The 17,742-nt window shown below is 42.7% G+C and carries 13 protein-coding genes; 3 read left to right on the forward strand and 10 right to left on the reverse strand.

The genetic code is table 11. The features are described from left to right. Positions 1 to 103: 103 nt before the first annotated feature. The 10 genes from tssA to ACP69U_RS09570 all read right to left on the reverse strand — a co-directional run bounded on the left by tssA (position 104) and on the right by ACP69U_RS09570 (position 11,834). Positions 104 to 1,261, reverse strand: coding sequence for a type VI secretion system protein TssA (tssA, locus tag ACP69U_RS09525; RefSeq protein ID WP_426138409.1), 1,158 nt, complete (start codon positions 1,259 to 1,261; stop codon positions 104 to 106). Further along, positions 1,261 to 4,221, reverse strand: a complete 2,961-nt coding sequence (tssH, locus tag ACP69U_RS09530) for a type VI secretion system ATPase TssH (protein ID WP_426138410.1) — start codon at positions 4,219 to 4,221, stop codon at positions 1,261 to 1,263. Before tssH ends, tssA begins: the two co-directional genes overlap by 1 nt. A 287-nt stretch (positions 4,222 to 4,508) precedes the next feature. After that, complete coding sequence (gene tssG, locus ACP69U_RS09535; RefSeq protein WP_426138411.1) at positions 4,509 to 5,549, reverse strand: type VI secretion system baseplate subunit TssG; 1,041 nt, start codon at positions 5,547 to 5,549, stop codon at positions 4,509 to 4,511. Further along, a complete protein-coding gene (gene tssF / locus ACP69U_RS09540; protein ID WP_426138412.1) occupies positions 5,513 to 7,336 on the reverse strand; it encodes a type VI secretion system baseplate subunit TssF in 1,824 nt (607 codons plus the stop codon). The genes tssG and tssF overlap by 37 nt, the downstream gene beginning before the upstream one ends. A 74-nt stretch (positions 7,337 to 7,410) precedes the next feature. Continuing rightward, on the reverse strand, positions 7,411 to 7,902 hold the full coding sequence (gene tssE / locus ACP69U_RS09545; RefSeq protein WP_045451932.1) for a type VI secretion system baseplate subunit TssE: 492 nt from the start codon (positions 7,900 to 7,902) through the stop codon (positions 7,411 to 7,413). 100 nt (positions 7,903 to 8,002) lie between these two features. Next, positions 8,003 to 8,506, reverse strand: a complete 504-nt coding sequence (locus ACP69U_RS09550; protein WP_299189505.1) for an Hcp family type VI secretion system effector — start codon at positions 8,504 to 8,506, stop codon at positions 8,003 to 8,005. Between the two features lie 51 nt (positions 8,507 to 8,557). Beyond that, complete coding sequence (gene tssC, locus ACP69U_RS09555; RefSeq protein WP_045451930.1) at positions 8,558 to 10,048, reverse strand: type VI secretion system contractile sheath large subunit; 1,491 nt, start codon at positions 10,046 to 10,048, stop codon at positions 8,558 to 8,560. Between the two features lie 3 nt (positions 10,049 to 10,051). Further along, positions 10,052 to 10,564: a type VI secretion system contractile sheath small subunit gene (gene tssB / locus ACP69U_RS09560; RefSeq protein WP_045451928.1), complete on the reverse strand. Its 513-nt coding sequence runs from the start codon at positions 10,562 to 10,564 to the stop codon at positions 10,052 to 10,054. Between the two features lie 21 nt (positions 10,565 to 10,585). Next, on the reverse strand, positions 10,586 to 11,326 hold the full coding sequence (locus ACP69U_RS09565) for a hypothetical protein (RefSeq protein ID WP_426138413.1): 741 nt from the start codon (positions 11,324 to 11,326) through the stop codon (positions 10,586 to 10,588). 61 nt (positions 11,327 to 11,387) lie between these two features. Further along, on the reverse strand, positions 11,388 to 11,834 hold the full coding sequence (locus ACP69U_RS09570; RefSeq protein ID WP_426138414.1) for a hypothetical protein: 447 nt from the start codon (positions 11,832 to 11,834) through the stop codon (positions 11,388 to 11,390). A gap of 216 nt (positions 11,835 to 12,050) precedes the next feature. On the opposite strand from ACP69U_RS09570, the gene ACP69U_RS09575 reads away from it, so the two are divergent. The 3 genes from ACP69U_RS09575 to ACP69U_RS09585 all read left to right on the forward strand — a co-directional run bounded on the left by ACP69U_RS09575 (position 12,051) and on the right by ACP69U_RS09585 (position 17,700). Beyond that, a complete protein-coding gene (locus ACP69U_RS09575) occupies positions 12,051 to 15,581 on the forward strand; it encodes a DUF2345 domain-containing protein (RefSeq protein WP_426138415.1) in 3,531 nt (1,176 codons plus the stop codon). Beyond that, on the forward strand, positions 15,582 to 16,325 hold the full coding sequence (locus tag ACP69U_RS09580) for a hypothetical protein (protein WP_426138416.1): 744 nt from the start codon (positions 15,582 to 15,584) through the stop codon (positions 16,323 to 16,325). Positions 16,326 to 16,416: 91 nt separating this feature from the next. Continuing rightward, positions 16,417 to 17,700, forward strand: coding sequence for a LysM peptidoglycan-binding domain-containing protein (locus ACP69U_RS09585; protein WP_426138417.1), 1,284 nt, complete (start codon positions 16,417 to 16,419; stop codon positions 17,698 to 17,700). Positions 17,701 to 17,742: the final 42 nt, after the last annotated feature.

Genomic DNA, 17,742 nt, shown 5'->3' on the forward strand with positions numbered 1-17,742 from the left:
AAGCCCTTTTTTATCAGTCCAAAGGTGGAAAATTTAATATTGCAAGATTATAAATTGCGTGCAGATTGCCTGTTAACCAAGTATGCATTTGTCGTTGATTCAATTAATAACCATCGTCAGATGAATCACGTTTGGGCTGAATGCCAATCATGTCAGATAGCGTCGCCAGCTGGTCTTCGTTTTTGATGATATGAGTCAACCATTGGTCGAGCGGCATATCTGCCCAGTCAATAGCACGGCCAAGTAAAAACGTCACCGGACTGTGCGGCTCATTGGTCGCAAAATAATCTTGAATTTGACCTAATAATTTAAGCGCTTGCTGACGATTGCTTTGATGATCACGGTTGCTAGGATTAAAACTGGTTGAGCTAATATTCTTTGTGCTAGCTGATTGTCCATTACTATCTGATATCGTACTTTCATTGTCAGTCATACCGTCCATAGTATCTGCTACGCTTTCTTGAGCAGAAACACTACTAGTGGTATCGGAATATTCTGGTATCAACGGTCGCAAATGTTGGGTCAGGGCAACCAATAAATCCGTGACTGGTGCGAAGACTGGCGCATCCATACCCATCAAATCATTGAGCTGATCAGTCAGCGCCTGCCACTGCTCAGTAACTTTTTTAAGATTGCTCATCAGTGCTTGTTGCCAAGTCTCACTGCTGGTCTTGATAGCGTGGTTATAATCACTTAGCGTTAATTGATTGGACGATTCGTTATCGGGATTTTGCTGACGCTGCTTGTCATGATCACGAGCGGTTAGATAATAGTTATAGTTATATTTTTCTGTCTTTGTGTCAGAAAGCGATAGCTGCTTGATATCATCAGTGAGCGCCTTGACGAACCATGACAGCAGCCCTGCCCTGATATCCATGCTGTCTTCCTCGCCATCTAGCGGCGGGTACATCGTCAGCCAATACTCGTCATTGAGTGCCTGCAATAGACTTAAACCCTGACTGATACCTGATAAATGATCGGTATGACTCAAGGCATCGACATACCAAAGTGCCAGCTTCATATCTTTACTGGTATGAATCAACAAATCTGCACACTGATCCTTCACAAAGTCCCAATCAGCCACTTTTAGCTCAGTGACCCAATTGCCTTGTGCCAGTAATGGGTCATCTTCTTGACGAGCGGCCACGATGGCATCGATACGTGGATCAAATATCAGGTCCTCGCCGACCCCATGACGACTGCCATTAATTGGCGCAATCAGGGTGTCAATATTGGTTGCTAAAGAGTGATCAGTGTTCATTATAGTGACTCCTCTTTAATAGACTTTTTAATAGGTTTTTTACTGGCTGTTTTTTTCACTGTCGACTTTTTAACATCAGGCTTTTTAATGGCAGACTTTTTAGCTGAAAGGGGTTTGCTCGGTGGTTCCTTAACTTGATCCTCAACTTGATCCTCAGTTTCATCTTCGCTGTGTTGTGCCATTTGATTGAGCGCCACAACAGCATCAGTATCCAGACGATAAGCAAAATTATCGTCCTCATCAACGAATACGGTAATTTTCTTTAACACACTTTGACTGTCATCATGAGCCAGTAGCTGACCTGCCAGCTGCGGCAGCAAGGTATGGCTGATAATCGCATCGGCGTTACGTGCACCAGAATCGACCTCATGACAACGCGATAAAATCAGCTCAATCACCTCATCATCAATAACACAAGGCACATCATAATTATCATGAATACGGCCAGTGATTTTATCCAGCTTAAGACGAATAATTTCTGCGAGCGCATCATCCGTTAATGGATAATAAGGAATGACCGTTAAGCGACCCAAAAACGCGGGTTTAAAGGCTTTATACAAATGCGGATTAATGACTTGTTTTAGGCTATCACTGTCTGGCAGGCTAAAGTCAGTAACACTCGGATCTGTATTGATACATGCCTGCATAATCGCAGACGAACCAACATTACTGGTCAATAAAATAAGCGTGTTTTTGAAATCAATTAAACGCCCTTCGCTGTCTTCCATCACCCCTTTATCAAAGACCTGATAAAACAAATCCAATACGTCTGGATGGGCTTTTTCTACTTCATCAAGTAAGAGTACGCTATAAGGACGACGGCGAATCGCTTCGGTTAATACACCACCTTCACCATAGCCAACATAACCTGGAGGCGAGCCTTTTAACGAGGCAACGCTATGGGCTTCTTGATACTCTGACAGGTTAATCGTAATAAGATTGCGCTCACCACCGTACAACACCTCTGATAGTGCTAGTGCCGTTTGTGTCTTACCCACACCACTTGGCCCAACGAGCATAAACACCCCTTGCGGACGATTGGGATCATCTAAACGTGCTTTTGCCGTGTGAATACGCTTGACGATAGCCGCCACCGAGTGATCTTGACCAATGACTCGCGATTGCAAAGTATCCGCCAAACCCAAGATATGGTCTTTTTCATTGCCTGCCATATCGTTCAGTGGAATCCCTGTCCAATCTGAGATAATCTGCTTAATAACCTGTCGATCTAATACCGCATGAATCAGGCGCTGCGTCTCTTGCACCTGTTTTAGTAACTGCTCAATACTTTGATACTCAGCTTGTTTGTCTAAGCGCTCTTTTGCACTAAGCACATCAGAACCATTTGTCTTGTCATTCAACTGCTGATTTAAGGCATCAAGCTGATCATTGAGCTCGCGCTGTTCGTGCCAACGACTGGTCATGTCAGCAATGCTTTGCTGGTTGGCTTGGCGCTGCTCATCTAGTATGGCAATTTTTTGGCTGACTTTTTCTTTTTCGTCCACACCGCCGATACGCTCAAGCTGCTGACTGAGATTATTGATATGCTGCTCTAACTGCAACCCTTTGGCGTTTAATCTGTCAAGTTGATTGGGTATGGCGGTCTTGGATAAGCTCACCCGTGCCGCCGCCGTGTCTAATACACTGACCGCTTTATCAGGCAGCTGCCTATCGCTGATATAACGTGCGGATAGCTCAACCGCCGCTTGTAGCGCATCGTCATCGATTAATATGCCAAAATGATCCTGCATCTTGGCACTCAACCCACGAATCATCGCTACTGCTGTCTCGATATCAGGCTCATCGACTTTGACCACTTGAAAGCGGCGTGACAACGCTGCATCTTTTTCGAAGTATTTCTTATATTCTGACCACGTCGTCGCCGCAATGGTTCTAAGCTCACCACGAGCCAGCGCAGGCTTCAATAAATTAGCCGCATCGTTTTGACCCGCTTGCCCACCAGCACCAATCAAAGTATGCGCTTCATCAATGAATAATATAATAGGCTGTAGCGAGGCTTGTACTTCTTCAATGACTTGCTTGAGACGGTTCTCAAACTCCCCTTTGACGCTTGCCCCTGCTTGCAGCAAGCCCATGTCAAGACTACGTATCGTCACATCTTTGAGCTGATCAGGCACTTGACCGGCGACTATCTTTTGCGCCAATCCTTCTACCACTGCTGTTTTACCTACCCCTGCCTCACCCGTCAAAATAGGGTTATTTTGGCGGCGACGAATCAAAATATCGATCAACTGATGAATTTCAAACTCACGGCCAATGACAGGGTCTATTTGCTCTGAACTGGCTTTAGCAGTCAAGTCATAAGTATATTTATCCAACGCAGGGGTTGGCTTAGCTTCAGTTTGCTTAGTGTCTAAAGATTCTTGATTGTTAGTATCATTGTCTGCACTATTCGCACCATCATCAGCACCCTTATTAACGCCTTTATTACTGCTTGATCCACTGCCCTCAGTACTATCGAGACATTGACGCTCATAGTCATCTTTTAGGGTAAAGCGGTCGATATACTGTAGTGACTCAGGAAGAGTTTTAAGTAGCGACTGATAACGCTCATACGCCAATAGCACGAGCAATATATGACCAGAGCGGATTTCTAGCGGGCTATTTTTGTCATCGCTTTGATTATATTGGCTGCTTGCAAGCTCCCATGCATCCTCTAACAACGCCATCAAACCTTGACTAAACACTGGCGTTGAGCCTGTTGCCTGACCAAAGGTATTTAGCAAATCGGTGATGTCTGCTAGTAATGACTGCTGATTAATCTTATTTACTTTTAAAATTTGAGCCACATCATTGTGCGGCGTCGCAATCAGTTCGTGCAGCAGATGAACAGTGTCCACTTCACGATGTCCATTATTGATACAAAGCCTAGCTGCCTGCTGCAAACACTGTCGACAGCTTGGGCTTAAGCGAGTAATTACAGCTTTTAACTGGCTCATAAATCTTTTCCTTTAGCATTCTTATTAGACTTAATACCAAACCCAAAAAATAAGATTAGCTATGTCAAACTCGCTTAGCCTACAAGGCGTAGTACTTTCACTCGTTTTCCTTGCCACTCTAATTTCTATGAATGGTATAAAATTATTTTTATTAAACGGCAATATAAAACTGATATACAAAATTAGAGCAGCTATTGAGCATTATTAGTAAACAAGTAATTTATAGTTGATTCACTTTAAAACTGCTTATATACAACTATTAACCGTGTTTTTTTAGTAATACCTTTCTACTGAATCGGCAGCGCATAGCGAGTGTCATCATGATGCTGCGTCGCAGGCTGCGATATCAAAAACCCACCCTGACCCAAACCACCAAAATTACTTTCTGATAATGACAACGGGGTGATGTATTGCTTGTCTAACTCGAGTTGCATCTCGACCGCCAAGCAAACACCGCACCATTTACGGATAAAATCAATAATGACTTGATACATATCCCCTGCTGGTAACAGTCTTAAATAGCGTTTGGCATCCAACTGATGCAACACAATTCTAATCTTGCTATCAAACTGTACGACGCGCGCACCGCAAAACGCCGACAACCCAAGGGCAGCGTGCTGACCACCAAGTGCTGTCTGTTCACTGGCTGGTAGATCAAACCACTCCGGTACGAATTGCTCGACACTGACGGTGCTATCTAAAAAATGCGACAGTACATGTGACAACTGATCGGCTGTCAGGCGTCCTGGGGCGATCATGCCAGCATAGGCAATCAAGCTATCGATGGCGGTTAGCTTCTTCGGCTGACGCGCCAATGCCCGCAAGCTCAGTAGATAGTTGTCTTTTTTATTATTTATCTCATACTGTAATGGCAAGTTATAAAACCAACTCGCTTGCACGTACAAATCCGTCAATCGATGGTTAAATAAATCTAAAAATGCTGGTGCTGCCTTATCTTTTGCATGATTGACTCGCGAGGCTAGATGGTCGGTATACATCGCTGGCAAGGCTGACAACGGGCCAGTCAATCCGATAACTGCTGGATAAACCTCTATCTGTCTGGTATTTAATGAACTGGTTTTTACTTGATCATCCTTTACTGAACTGCCACTATCTTCCATATTGTCCTGAACAATGAGCGCCATCGACTCAATTTCTGCTTGCGGATAGGCCAATGACAACGAGGCACGATAACGTACCTCAATAGGTGCATGTCCCATACTGACTTCATGACGAACCAAACGTAGTGCTTGCAATAACTCGTAGGATTGCGGCGCCGCCATGAGATCCGTTAAATAAGAGGACTGAGACCGCTGCGTGGCTGACATCTGTATATCTCCTCTTTAGTAATGGCATCACTAATGGACACTTCAACAAAGCTATTTAAGCTGGCGTGATAGCCAAACACATGCGCCAATAAATGGGCAAACTGGCGGATACTCACTCCAGCAAAATTCTTTTGGTTGATTTGAATATTGATCAGTGTACCGCGCACAAAACCAGGCTGTGGCAAGCGCTGAATACGTCGAGCTTCGATACTGGTTTCGACAGACACAATACCTTCAACCAACAATTTGTTAGAGGCAGATTGCGTAATATCATACAGCGATAAATACTCTTTCATCAGCTCAGCATCTTGGGCGGCAAGCGATAAAAAGTTTAAGCTAATCAGCGATATCAAGCGCCAACGCTCTTCACCGGTATAGTCAAACCTTGCAGTCCGAGTTGGCTGCTTTAATAAAGACAAACTGCTAAAGCCAGTCATCCCTTCGCTAAACAAATCGCCACGGCTTTGACCGAATACCACTTGAGCCGGCAAATCTCTATTGGTACACAATAAAGACGCACTCATGCTCACCGCACCGGCTAAATCTTCGCGGTTTTTTTCTACAAACATAATCTGATATTCAAAACCCTGCTTGAACTCAGCCATATCCTTATCACGTTTGATATGGTAATAACGACCATCATCTTGCTGCTCATAATGATTGAGCGCATAAAACGGATGGTACTCGCGTTGTATTAAGCGATTGTCGCTTTGCTTCGACTCTATGACTTTATTAACCTCATAGATTTCATGTTGAAACAGCGCACGAGTATCAGGCACCAAATCGTAATAGATCGAACGATGGGTAACTTGAATGGGCTTAGCAGCCGCCTTGAATAAATTGACGACGGGCGTGCAAAACAGCTTGATACTGCTGGCACTGAGCTGCTGCAAGTTTTTTAGGCGGATGGTATTTTTTTTATCAAACTTAAAATAACAGCGAATCTCAAAGCTATTGCTATCGATCTTTAAATTTGGACAAACTTTGCCAAGATTAAGGCGCAAAAAATTGAACTTTTCAGGAAAATAAAAGTATTCTTTTAATAAGGCAGAGGCGGCATTACTCACGCGGTGACTCGGAAGAATCTGCTGCTCAGGATCGAAACCTATAATCTCAAACGGACTGCCCGTTATCTTATTGACCTGCCTACCATGCAGATGCGTTTGCTTGATATCACAGCCTAGTAAATCCCATAGACTGGCGCCCTGACTGGCATCTTCGTCTATATACAAATCTAACGAGTGGTTTAATAAGGCTTGATAGTCAAAGCTCGGATTAACACCCTTAAACTTGATACTAATACAGCCATTCAGCAGTCCATGCTGATTGTCATACACTTCTTGGCGCGTCTCAAAGTCGACGCTGTCTATCTGTAGCGGCAGCAATGTCACATCTTGGGTTGACTGAAACTGGCAAGGCGTACCATTTATTTTTTGGCTGGCGAACGCACTATTTTTAGGAACTAAGACTGCCTCGCTCATCGCATTGCCCTGTACGCCCAGATTGAACTGTGCAATAGAGACCGATGGAAAAGGTTTGAGATAATCGGGATAAACGACTTCTAATAGCGATTCGGTAAAATCAGCGTATGAATCGTCCAATTTTTTATTGATGCGCGCACTGATCAGCGAAAAAGCCTGTATCAACCGCTCTATATGCGGATCATCAACGGTATCGTGCCCCATCAACAACCGATTGGCTATTTTGGGATATTTTTTAGCAAACTCTTTTGACTGTTTATTAAACAGGCTAAGCTCATGCTCAAAGTAAGGAAGTAAACTGTCCATGACGCCTCAATATATTGATCGCTGCTAACTGTATAAATTGAGCGGTAGTAGTTATTTTATTAATTGGATAATGATTATTTTATTAAGTAACGCTGAGAGCTTGGCTCAAAGAACGCATCAAAACTGACCAGCTCTTGTGCTGGATAAACCTTTAATAACGCTTCAATAGAAAAACACAGTTGATTGACATCAACAGCGCCAATATCTAACGAGACGCGAACGTTTTTTAGTCGGGTATCTTGCTGCTCGACTGTTTGGGCGATTTGGCGACAGATATAATCACAGTCAGTAGGATTGGCACTGCTGAGTCCCACAAAATCTAATATGCCAAAATTCAATATCGATGAGCGCACATGCTGATACTTTTGCAGTCTACTAGACACCACACAGCGCGTATTTAATAAAGCTTCAAGGTCTCGTGCGACCGAAGACTTTAGCTCATCGATATTAAGACGACGAACCACGAGCTCATGCGACAAATGACGGGGCTGATCATCAAATAACTGCTCGAACAAATTTGGGCGAAACCCAATTTCTTTGTTAGAGGCGTTAGTGGCGTAATTCATTGATATAATCATTCCTATTTAACAAACAAAAAAGAAAGGCCTAGATATAAACCTTTCTTTTTCGGTACGACACAATAGATGACACCTGATACAACCTAAATTAGGCGGTATAAGTAGCAGTGTTATTGGCTAGTGACCATTTCTTAGTCACAGCACCTTTAGCACTACCATCGATATCTTGCTGGGTGTAAGTCCACTCAACAGCAGCATATTTGATACCGACTTTTTCGATTGGTACACCTTCAGAACGTACCGTTGGCTCGACACTTGCGATCAGCGCATGCTTAAGTTTTACTTCAAGATATTTAACGCGTTTGTCACCGTTGGCACGATAAAAATCAATTTGGATCTCATCAAAAGTATAACCAGCAGAACACGCTTCCCATAGTTTAGGGCTGGTCGAGTCCAAGTCTTTCATAAACGTCATGTCAGCATGCTCACAACGCTCAGAAGTATGACCACCAACGCTACTTGCTGTCGCTGATTTTGGCTGACGGATCAAGTGATCCCAAGTATTTACTTCAAGCCAACCTTTATGCTCGCTATCACGAGACTCGCCATCAATTTTATATTTACCGCGGAACTGAATATAAATATCTTTCATATCACATACCTTTTTTAAAATTTAAATTTCACGTTAGTTTTTAATAAACGATTAGCTGTTGCTAGATTGCGGCAGTTGAGTGACCAGACGCAAAGAAACAGACAATTCGTCAAGTTGAAAGTGTGGTCTCAAAAAGACCACGGACTTGTAGACACCAGGCTTACCCGGCACTTCTACAACTTGTACAGAAGCTTCGCGCAGTGGGTACTGGGCTTTTGCTTCTTGTGAGGCGCCGTCATCTAGCAAGACATAACGAGAAATCCAGTCATTTAAAAACGACTCAACATTACCAGGTGCTAAGAAGCTACCTACCTTATCGCGCATCATTGCTTTTAGGTAATGGGCAATACGTGACACCGCCATAATGTATTGGATCTGCGTCGATAGCGCAGCATTGGCATTGGCATCATCGTTTTGATAAGTTTTGGCTTTTTGCACGGATTGCGCGCCAAAAAAAGCAGCGTAATTGGTATTTTTGCAATGGACTAACGGGATAAATCCTAAGTCGCTCAACTCTTTTTCTCGGCGATCGGTGATAGAGATTTCTGTTGGACACTTAAGTGCCAAATCCCCTTCATCCGTCTTAAAGGTATGAACAGGTAACCCTTCAACCAAGCCACCACCCTCAACGCCGCGAATGGCAGCACACCAACGATAGTCAGAGAAAGCAGCCGTCAAGCGTGAAGCAAAGGCATAAGCTGCGTTCACCCATAGATAATCGTCATGATTATTACCAGAGACTTCTTCCGTAAAATTAAATCCTTCAACCACCGTGCCATCTTTAGGATCGTAAGGCAGACGACCTAAAAAGCTGGGCACGGTTAACGCAACATATCGCGCATCTTCTGACTGTCTGAACGCGCGCCAGCGGATATATTCAGCGGTTTCAAATATCTTTGACAAATCTCGCGGGCGACCAATGTCGGTAAAGGAGTCGAGACCAAACATTTCAGCGGAAGCCGCCGACACAAAAGGTGCATGAGAAGCGGCCGCAACATGAGACAATTGCTCAAGCAGATACATGTCTGAGTTTTGGCGAGTAAATTCAAAGTCACCAACGATAGCGGCATAAGGTTCACCACCGAAGCTACCGAACTCTTCTTCGTATATTTTTTTAAACAGCGTGCTTTGATCAAAATCAATTGACGATTGAAAATCTTTAGTCAGTTCGCGCTTCGTAGTATTCATCATACGAATCTTTAGCATGGATTCCGACGGAGTCTGGCTACATAAATAATGCAAGCCACGCCAGCTGGACTCTAGCTTTTGAAACTCGGGCGCGTGCATGACGGTGGTCAGCTGCTTGGAGATCAATGCGTCAATTTGGGCAATACGCGCGTCAATCGATGCAGCCAAATTATCTGACAACGTTACGGTGCCTTGCATGACTTCATTGGCAAGCTCTGCAATTTGCGACTTGGCACGATTTTTTTCGTCATCAGACTTGGCAACGTTACTTTTATTGACGATTTCTTCGAGTAAGTCGTAACTATCATTATTTAACGCATCAGGTGCTAGATTTTGCTGGGCTTGGGCACTCATCGTTTAATCCTCACCGTCGGTTTGATTTTGTTCCGCCATTTTTTTGACTTGCTCAGTATTTTTAAGCACGTCATCTAATAGGTCTTCAAGTTTTTCGTTGGCTGATATTTTGTTGCGTAAATCTGCTAAGCGATCTCGTGCTTGTACCAATTGCTTTAGTGGCTCAATTTGATCAGCAACCGCTTCAGGACGAAAATCGTTGATACTATTAAATGCCAAATCAACCGCGAATTCGCCACCTTTATCACTTAAGTCATTGCCTACTCGAAAGGTCGCACGCGGTGCTAGACCTGACATCACCTCATCAAAGGTATCCAAGTCCACTTCGACAAACTTTTTGTCCTTAAAGCGTGGTTGTTCAAGGGTGGAATCTCCTGAAAACTCTCCCAAAACGCCAACGACAAAAGGAATTTCCTTGGTTTCGATCGCATCGCCTACTTCAACGTCATAAGTCAGATGCACCCGAGGCGCACGTACTTTTGCGAGTTTCTTTTGTACACTGTCTTGCTTTGCCATAATAAGTTACCTCAGCAATGTCTAGTTTGAACGCAATATACTGAATGGATCAGTCGATTCGGCGTTACTTTTTTTGGTAGGTGAAGGTTTAGTAACAGGCTTAACTTTTGGTGGTCGTGGCGGTTTTTTTACGGCTGGTTTTTTCTTAATAGGCTTCGATGCTTTTTTTACAGACACGTGGGGCTGAGGTTTTGATTTAGTGCCTGATCTACCGCTTCTAGGCTTGACGACTGGCGCTGGTGGTTTCGGCAAAGACTCATCGTAATTGAAACCATAGATATCACCATATATTTTACTTAAAGCGTACTGATACTCCTTCAAAAACGCTGCGTCCACTTCATCAGTGAGATAATCTGATTGCAGCTGGCTTTGGGAGACGATAGCGCTGCTATTGAGTAGTATCTTTTTTAGCTTAGCAGTGCCTTGACCCAGATCAATGGCTTCACTGGCTGCGTAAACAGCATAAGCATGATAGCCATTGTTAGAATAAATCTGCGCCAAAATCTCCCATGCTAGCGAGTCATTAGGATTACGAGATACTCTTTGATTCAAATCCGTGACCAGTTGATGCAGTTGCGGTGATTTTGCATCAGCATTTTTGAGTGCCGAAAATTGATTTATGATGCTAGAACCGGGGTCTTTTTCTTGTATGACAAGCTCACTATGGGCGGTAGTCATTGCTGAACCCATGATGAACAGACCTGCCAAAAACGCTTTGGATAGCGTAAAACTGACTCTAATATTGCTTCTGATACTGGTCATTGTAAGTCGGTGCTCGCCATTATTAGTGTGAGATAAATACATGTGCCTGCTCAACATTATTTTAATTAGACGCGTTAACTAAAGTGGTGATATTGGTGAGCGTTTCATTCAGTGTTGCCTTATCACCACTATTCATCAAACTATTATCGTGATAAGCATCAATATTACTTTCCATCACTTTAACTGCTGAAAGCATGGCAAGCTGACGTGCATCAAGCCTTTCATTATCAACGCTTAGAGCCTCATTAGCTGCTCTCAATGCCCGTGCATAGCGTTTTGCGTCGTAGTTATTTTTGGCAATAGTCATCCACGCTTCACTGCTAAGTTGATTGCCGTTTGACAAATAGGCAAGCGAAGGCTCACTCAACTGCTTCACTATTGGTTTGCTGACCGTGGTTTGTACATTTTTCTGAGCAGTGGTGCCACAGCCTACTGTCAATAAAGACGCGCTAAGTAAGACTGATAGCAGACCTGCGGTGGCAAGTTTAGTACGATAAATAGGATTCATAACAACAGGATCATCACTAAAAATATAAAAGGATAGATTTTTTAAAAGAAATAAATATAACTAAAGTTCATTAATCATAAAAAATCAATGAGGTTGATTATACATATACTTGACAATATTTCAATAAACTCTATACTTTTCTTAATAAATAATTTAGTAAATCACCCATCCAAGCCATTTTCTTGGTATAAAATACGCAGTAACGGTACCCTTCTTATGCCTTCTAAGACCAATCGTCTACATAATATTACCGTTCATACTGATAATCCAACGATAAACACCTTTTACCCTGTTTCGTTTTGCGGTGCAAGCGGCATTAATCAATCTGACAATATTGACATACTAGTGTTTAGTTATAATTTTATCGAATCGAACGCTTGTTTATCATTAATCAATGCTCCGATATGCTTAACCACGTTTTCCGCTGATCGTACCGCTAGCTGTCGTACTGGGCTGATACGCGGCATCCGTTATCAGCAATCTGATGGCGCGATGCACTTTTATACTTTAGAAGTTGTTAGCCCCGATTGGCAGTTGGCACAGTCGATACATACCCGCAGTTTTATCAATCAATCGACGCTCGATATTGTTACCCTCATCCTTAGTGATTACGATTTAAATTGGCAAATATCTGAGTCTCTTTTGTCATCAGATGATGAATCATCCGCACGTTTATCGGCACCTTTATCCATGCGTATACAGTCGGATGTCAGCGACTATGAATTTGTTACTGGTCTGCTCGCTGATATTGGTATATCGACTTTATGGGTGTCAGGGAATTCCGTTGATGAGCTTGGCACGTGGTGGTTGGTTGATGGTTTAGACACAGGCGAGCTCATACCGCTGACCTATAGTTATGCTCAGTCATCCGTACAATCAGGTCAAGATAGTGTCAATACGCTACAAATGAGGTCGCAGCAACTTGGCAGTGATAGGGTAATAGTACGAGCAGATGGGTTGGCGGCAGATACCATTTATGAAGGTCAAGCAGTAGATGAGTCACTGCTTGCGATAGATGACACGACGGTATTAATTGGTGCACCCTCTCGCGTGAACAGCGAGGACGCCGCTACTTATATAGCAGAGCAATGGATATCTGCCAATCGCTGTCAGCGCGAAACTTATCAAGCGACGGGTGCCCTGCGTGGTCTGAGCGTCAGTAGTCCAGTGAGTATCAATAACCTACCCTCTATTGGTAGCTTATCCACGCATTGTATCGCGGTTACCTTAATCGGTATTGAGCCTGACAACGATAGCGTGTCATACCATCATCAAGTATTTATCAAACAGTGGTTACAGCGCACTGCTCAGCATATGCACTGTCATGCAATGAATCACAATCACTTTTCAATACCCGATCATGGCTTTGACATCGCCCGCGATACTGGGGTTTGGGTATTAGCGACATTACTTGACGCTGCTATTCCTTATTGCCCTTATCCCAGTTCTTTATCCTTTGCCAGTAGCACTTACACGGGTCTCGCCCAAGCTCGTACTGGTGACACAGGTTTATCAGCTTCCCCCAGCTATGACTCAAGTGTCAGCACTGACAATCTACAGCAAACTATTACTACGTCTGTCTGGTCAGGTATCAGCCCTCATGATGATGGCACTACCCCGCCACTGCGCTCATTGCAGCTGTCATCGGGTAGCACGCATGGTTGGCAGTTTGCGCCAAGGCTTGGGCAGTCGGTGCTGCTTAACCATTGGTACGGTGATATAGACAGTCCTGTGATTAGCAGATCGCTTTATGACGGTATCGGTATGGGCGATGTCGATGACAAAGACATCACCACTCGTGACCCTGGATTATCGAATAGACACAACTTGCAAGGCGGATCTTCTCCTCGTTGGCATGGTGGTGGTTTGGGTCATTCACAAATTAATGAAGATGATACTCATAGTGGATGGATCTCTGGTATTGCTCAATATGGGCTGACTTCTGAGTCTGAAGTGACCCTAAGCTTTGATGATACGCCCAACCAGATAGGAATGCAGTGGTCGGTGAATACAGGATCACGTGCCAATGCTGAAATACCAACCATCACTCCTAGCACCACCTTTGCCCCTGATGAGCATATCGTTGCATTGGGTACACTACGCCATCGCTTTAGTAATCATCAATCAAATGACAGTGGTCAAGGCATCAATGTTGCCACCGATCATGGGCTACAAATCACTGGTGATACGGGTGTGCTACTCTCTACCTTTGATATCAGACACAGCCAGTCAGAACATGAGTCTGCGTGGGTCAATGATGCAGGACAGCAACAGCTTAAGCTAGGCGCTGAGCTGAGTGAGACGTTAGCGGAGGCTAAGCAGGCGCATCTACAATCGACCGAAGCGCTCAGTAATGCCCGAGCGTCGATAGAAGGGTTTAAAAGTACGGCGCAAATCATTGATGAGACGCTAGATACCGAAGTACTTGGCGCAGCGGATGTACTGCTAGCAATCAAAGATAGTATCTTAGCGTCAGCAAATAATACCCTATGGACGGCTAAGACTATCGTTAGGCAATCAGGCAGTACCCAGTCGGATGTGGTAGCAGGCAATTATACGCTGACGGCCAATACGATTGATTCGCTCTCAGGGGTTGGCGGTCAAGTCGATCTATCAGGCTTACATATCAGCGCCAATAGAGAGCCAATTGGTATTCAGGCACAGGGCGGTGAGTTGCAATTGCACAGCCAGCGAGGTATGACGATTGGTAGTGAGTCGGGACAGGTGAATGTGTCGAGTCCGAAGCGGATTAAGCTGCAAACGTCAGCTGGGGCTTCTATTACCATCGATGACAGTGGTATTAAGCTGGTGTGTCCGGGGACGATTAAGATCAAAGCGGTGAAGAAGGGTTTGGTGGGTGGGGCAAGAGCTAATTATTCATTACCGATGATGCCTGAAACTGTTCCACTGTTTAGTAATAAGCTAGATGTTTATGATTTGTTTTATCAGCACAATTTTGAAGATATCGAGTTCCAGATGCTACGACCTGATGGGCAACTGATAGAAGGTGTATTAGATGAGCATGGACGTACCGCACGCGTTATTAGTGATAAAGAAGAAGAGGTTGAAGCCTATGTGGGCTTTAGAGATACCGACTGGGGCGTATCGTATATTTCTGAAGAGGAAGATGTGAATGATTTAGCTTTAGAGCAGGCTGACGACCTAGACTTAAACAAAGTCTTTGAAGCAATTGTAAAAGAGGAAGGCTTCTACAATCACATGTATCTTGATAGCGCCGAACCTAAAAGCCTTGTAACCGTAGGCTATGGCAAAATGCTGTCGTCTGCGGATGAAGCGACAAAATATCCTTTTTATATCGGAAATGTATCAGCAACCGATGTTCAAATAAAACAAGCGTGGCGTATAGTTTACAATTCGGCTCACGGTAGAAACAATAGTCGAGCATCTTATTTTGAATCTTTGACAACAATTCGTATGACAGAAGAAGATGCAAAAGCAATAACACTCGCTCATATTCAGGGTAATCTCGATTCTGCTCGAGAAGCATTTTCAGAGTTTGATAATTATCCAGTCCCAGCTCAAGAAGCTATTTTAGATATGGCTTATAACTTAGGGATATCTAGCACAGGTATTTCGAAATTTCCTAGTTTTAATAGACATCTTAAGAATAAAGATTTCGCATCTGCTGCTACTGAATCAAATAGACCACAACTTCGTAATTCTAGAAATGTGCACGTAAGAGAGCTTTTATTGCTAGCCGATCAACAACAGAAATTGAGACAGTAAATGAAACCTTTTTTAATTTTGGTTGCCTCATCGTTTGTACTAGCTTTTGGATCAGGATGTATGAAAATACAACCTGATAGTATTGAGCCTATTCCTAATACTTTTACAAGCATAGAAGATTCTTTGTCTTCAAATTTAGATAGTGGCAATTCAATCGAAAACACTCCTATTTATAATATTAATGAACTTACTGCAGGATTCATAAAACCAATAAAAAAAGATAATAAATTAACTTTTATTGACAAGTTCATTGATGGCAAATTCAAAGATATTGATTATTTAGACCGAAAGATTGAAATCAGCAATTGTAACGATCTAATAACCTATGATCTAAGAGAGACATCAAACATTGCAAATAGTGATCGAAATATATTATTAACAAGAAAAAGAGCTTGTATTCTAATCAAAGATATCACTAATGACTCAAATATTATTGCATTGAATGACAAATATAAAAATAGCAAATTTATACCTATAACAGATAAGCATTTAAAAAAAATAGTAGATAGTATTCCTTCTAGAATTTCTGAAAATCGAAACGTCGACTGTTCTATTGATCAGTACGACAATGTTGCTTGTGTGGACGAATACGAGCCTAAAGAGTATTCCATGTATATTAATCAAGTAGCTATTCATAATAATAAAAACTACTACTTCATCACGGTCAATACCTCAGTACCAACTTACTATTACTTGACAACCATTGACGGTGATAAAGTAGATAGTCAGTGGATTTACTATTAATAATCTGATAGTAGTGCTACTGATTTAAAAAATTTATCCACTATAGATTTACTAATTAATTTTCTATAAAGAACTCGCAGGAGTCTAATGCGTGAGTAATACTAAAATTATAAAATTCAGAATAAAGTTTGTAGATTTGTATAAAGTGCCACTGGAAGACTTGTACCATATAGTAACGATAAATGGACGAACCGCTTGTTCAGGAACGTCTATAGCTGGAGGATATACGGTATGGATAACCAGACCAGCAGGTACACTCGTTAATGTATCTATAAAAGATCCTCGTAATGGTTCAATGGTAAGTATCATAAAAGACCTTATCGTACCTATTAGGGAAATGACATTCGAAGCGCAAGCTCCTTTTGCAAAGCACAAATTTAAACTTAAAATGTTCGAAGGGTCTGCAGGAGACTATTTAAGAAAAACTCACGAAGTTGAAGCTGAAGAAACTTTATCCTCTATTGCCAAAATATATGGAGTAAAGTGGCAGCAAATAGCCCAACTTAATAATTTAAAAGAGCCTTACAAAATACGACCAAAGGACTTTTTAAAATTACCACCCACAAAAGCAAGGCAAAAAACCTCCACAGATTCAAGTCCCCAAAATAGTTCTAAAGATGGTGACTTATCACTAAAAAATGAACATACCGTAGGAAAAAATGAAACCCTTTCAGGTATATCAGCAAGAAGTGGGGTATCGGTTGCAGATTTAAAACGACTCAATGGCATAACAGACCCTAAGAAACTAAAATCTGGGCAGACGATTAAGCTGCGTGATATTAGTTCAGCCCGCCCTTCTACTGCTGAACCGACAGCGAAGCCCTCGACTCCTCCAAATTCATCTAGTAACTCTAATTCTAATAGCCCTAATAATGAAGAAAAAGGACTGATCGATAGAGCGCAAGAAGCCCTTAAAGAAGCAGCTGACAGTCTTAAAGAAGGGTTTGAAGATTTCAATGATGCCGTTAGTGGTACTAAAGAGGGAGAATCAGCAGATAGTCCTCGTTCTTTTCCAAGTAAGCCCACCCAAAGAAAGAACAATGAAGAATCAGATAACTCTGACTCTGCTAATTCATCACAATCTAAGCAACCATCAAATCCTATTAAAACACAAGCAAGTGAAGATAGAGGTCAGACTGGAACGCCGAAGGTTGATGTGACCACGGATGGTTGCCCAAGATGTCAAACACTGACTCTTGATGAGCTGCATTTTATATTTTCACAGGACCCTGATACAGCGAAAAAATTAAAGATATGTATTGATGCCTTTAATAGTGTAAATTCAAATTTTCTGATGGATGAACCGCCCCGGGATTGTCGGAGACCTAATATTCTGAGAGAATACGACAATGAAAAGACAAACCTATACTCCTGAGATTAAAGAACGCGCCGTTCGCATGCTGATTGAAGCGGCAGG

It is taken from the genome of Psychrobacter sp. TWR1-1-1, from assembly GCF_049895865.1.
Lineage (GTDB): Bacteria > Pseudomonadota > Gammaproteobacteria > Pseudomonadales > Moraxellaceae > Psychrobacter > Psychrobacter immobilis_A.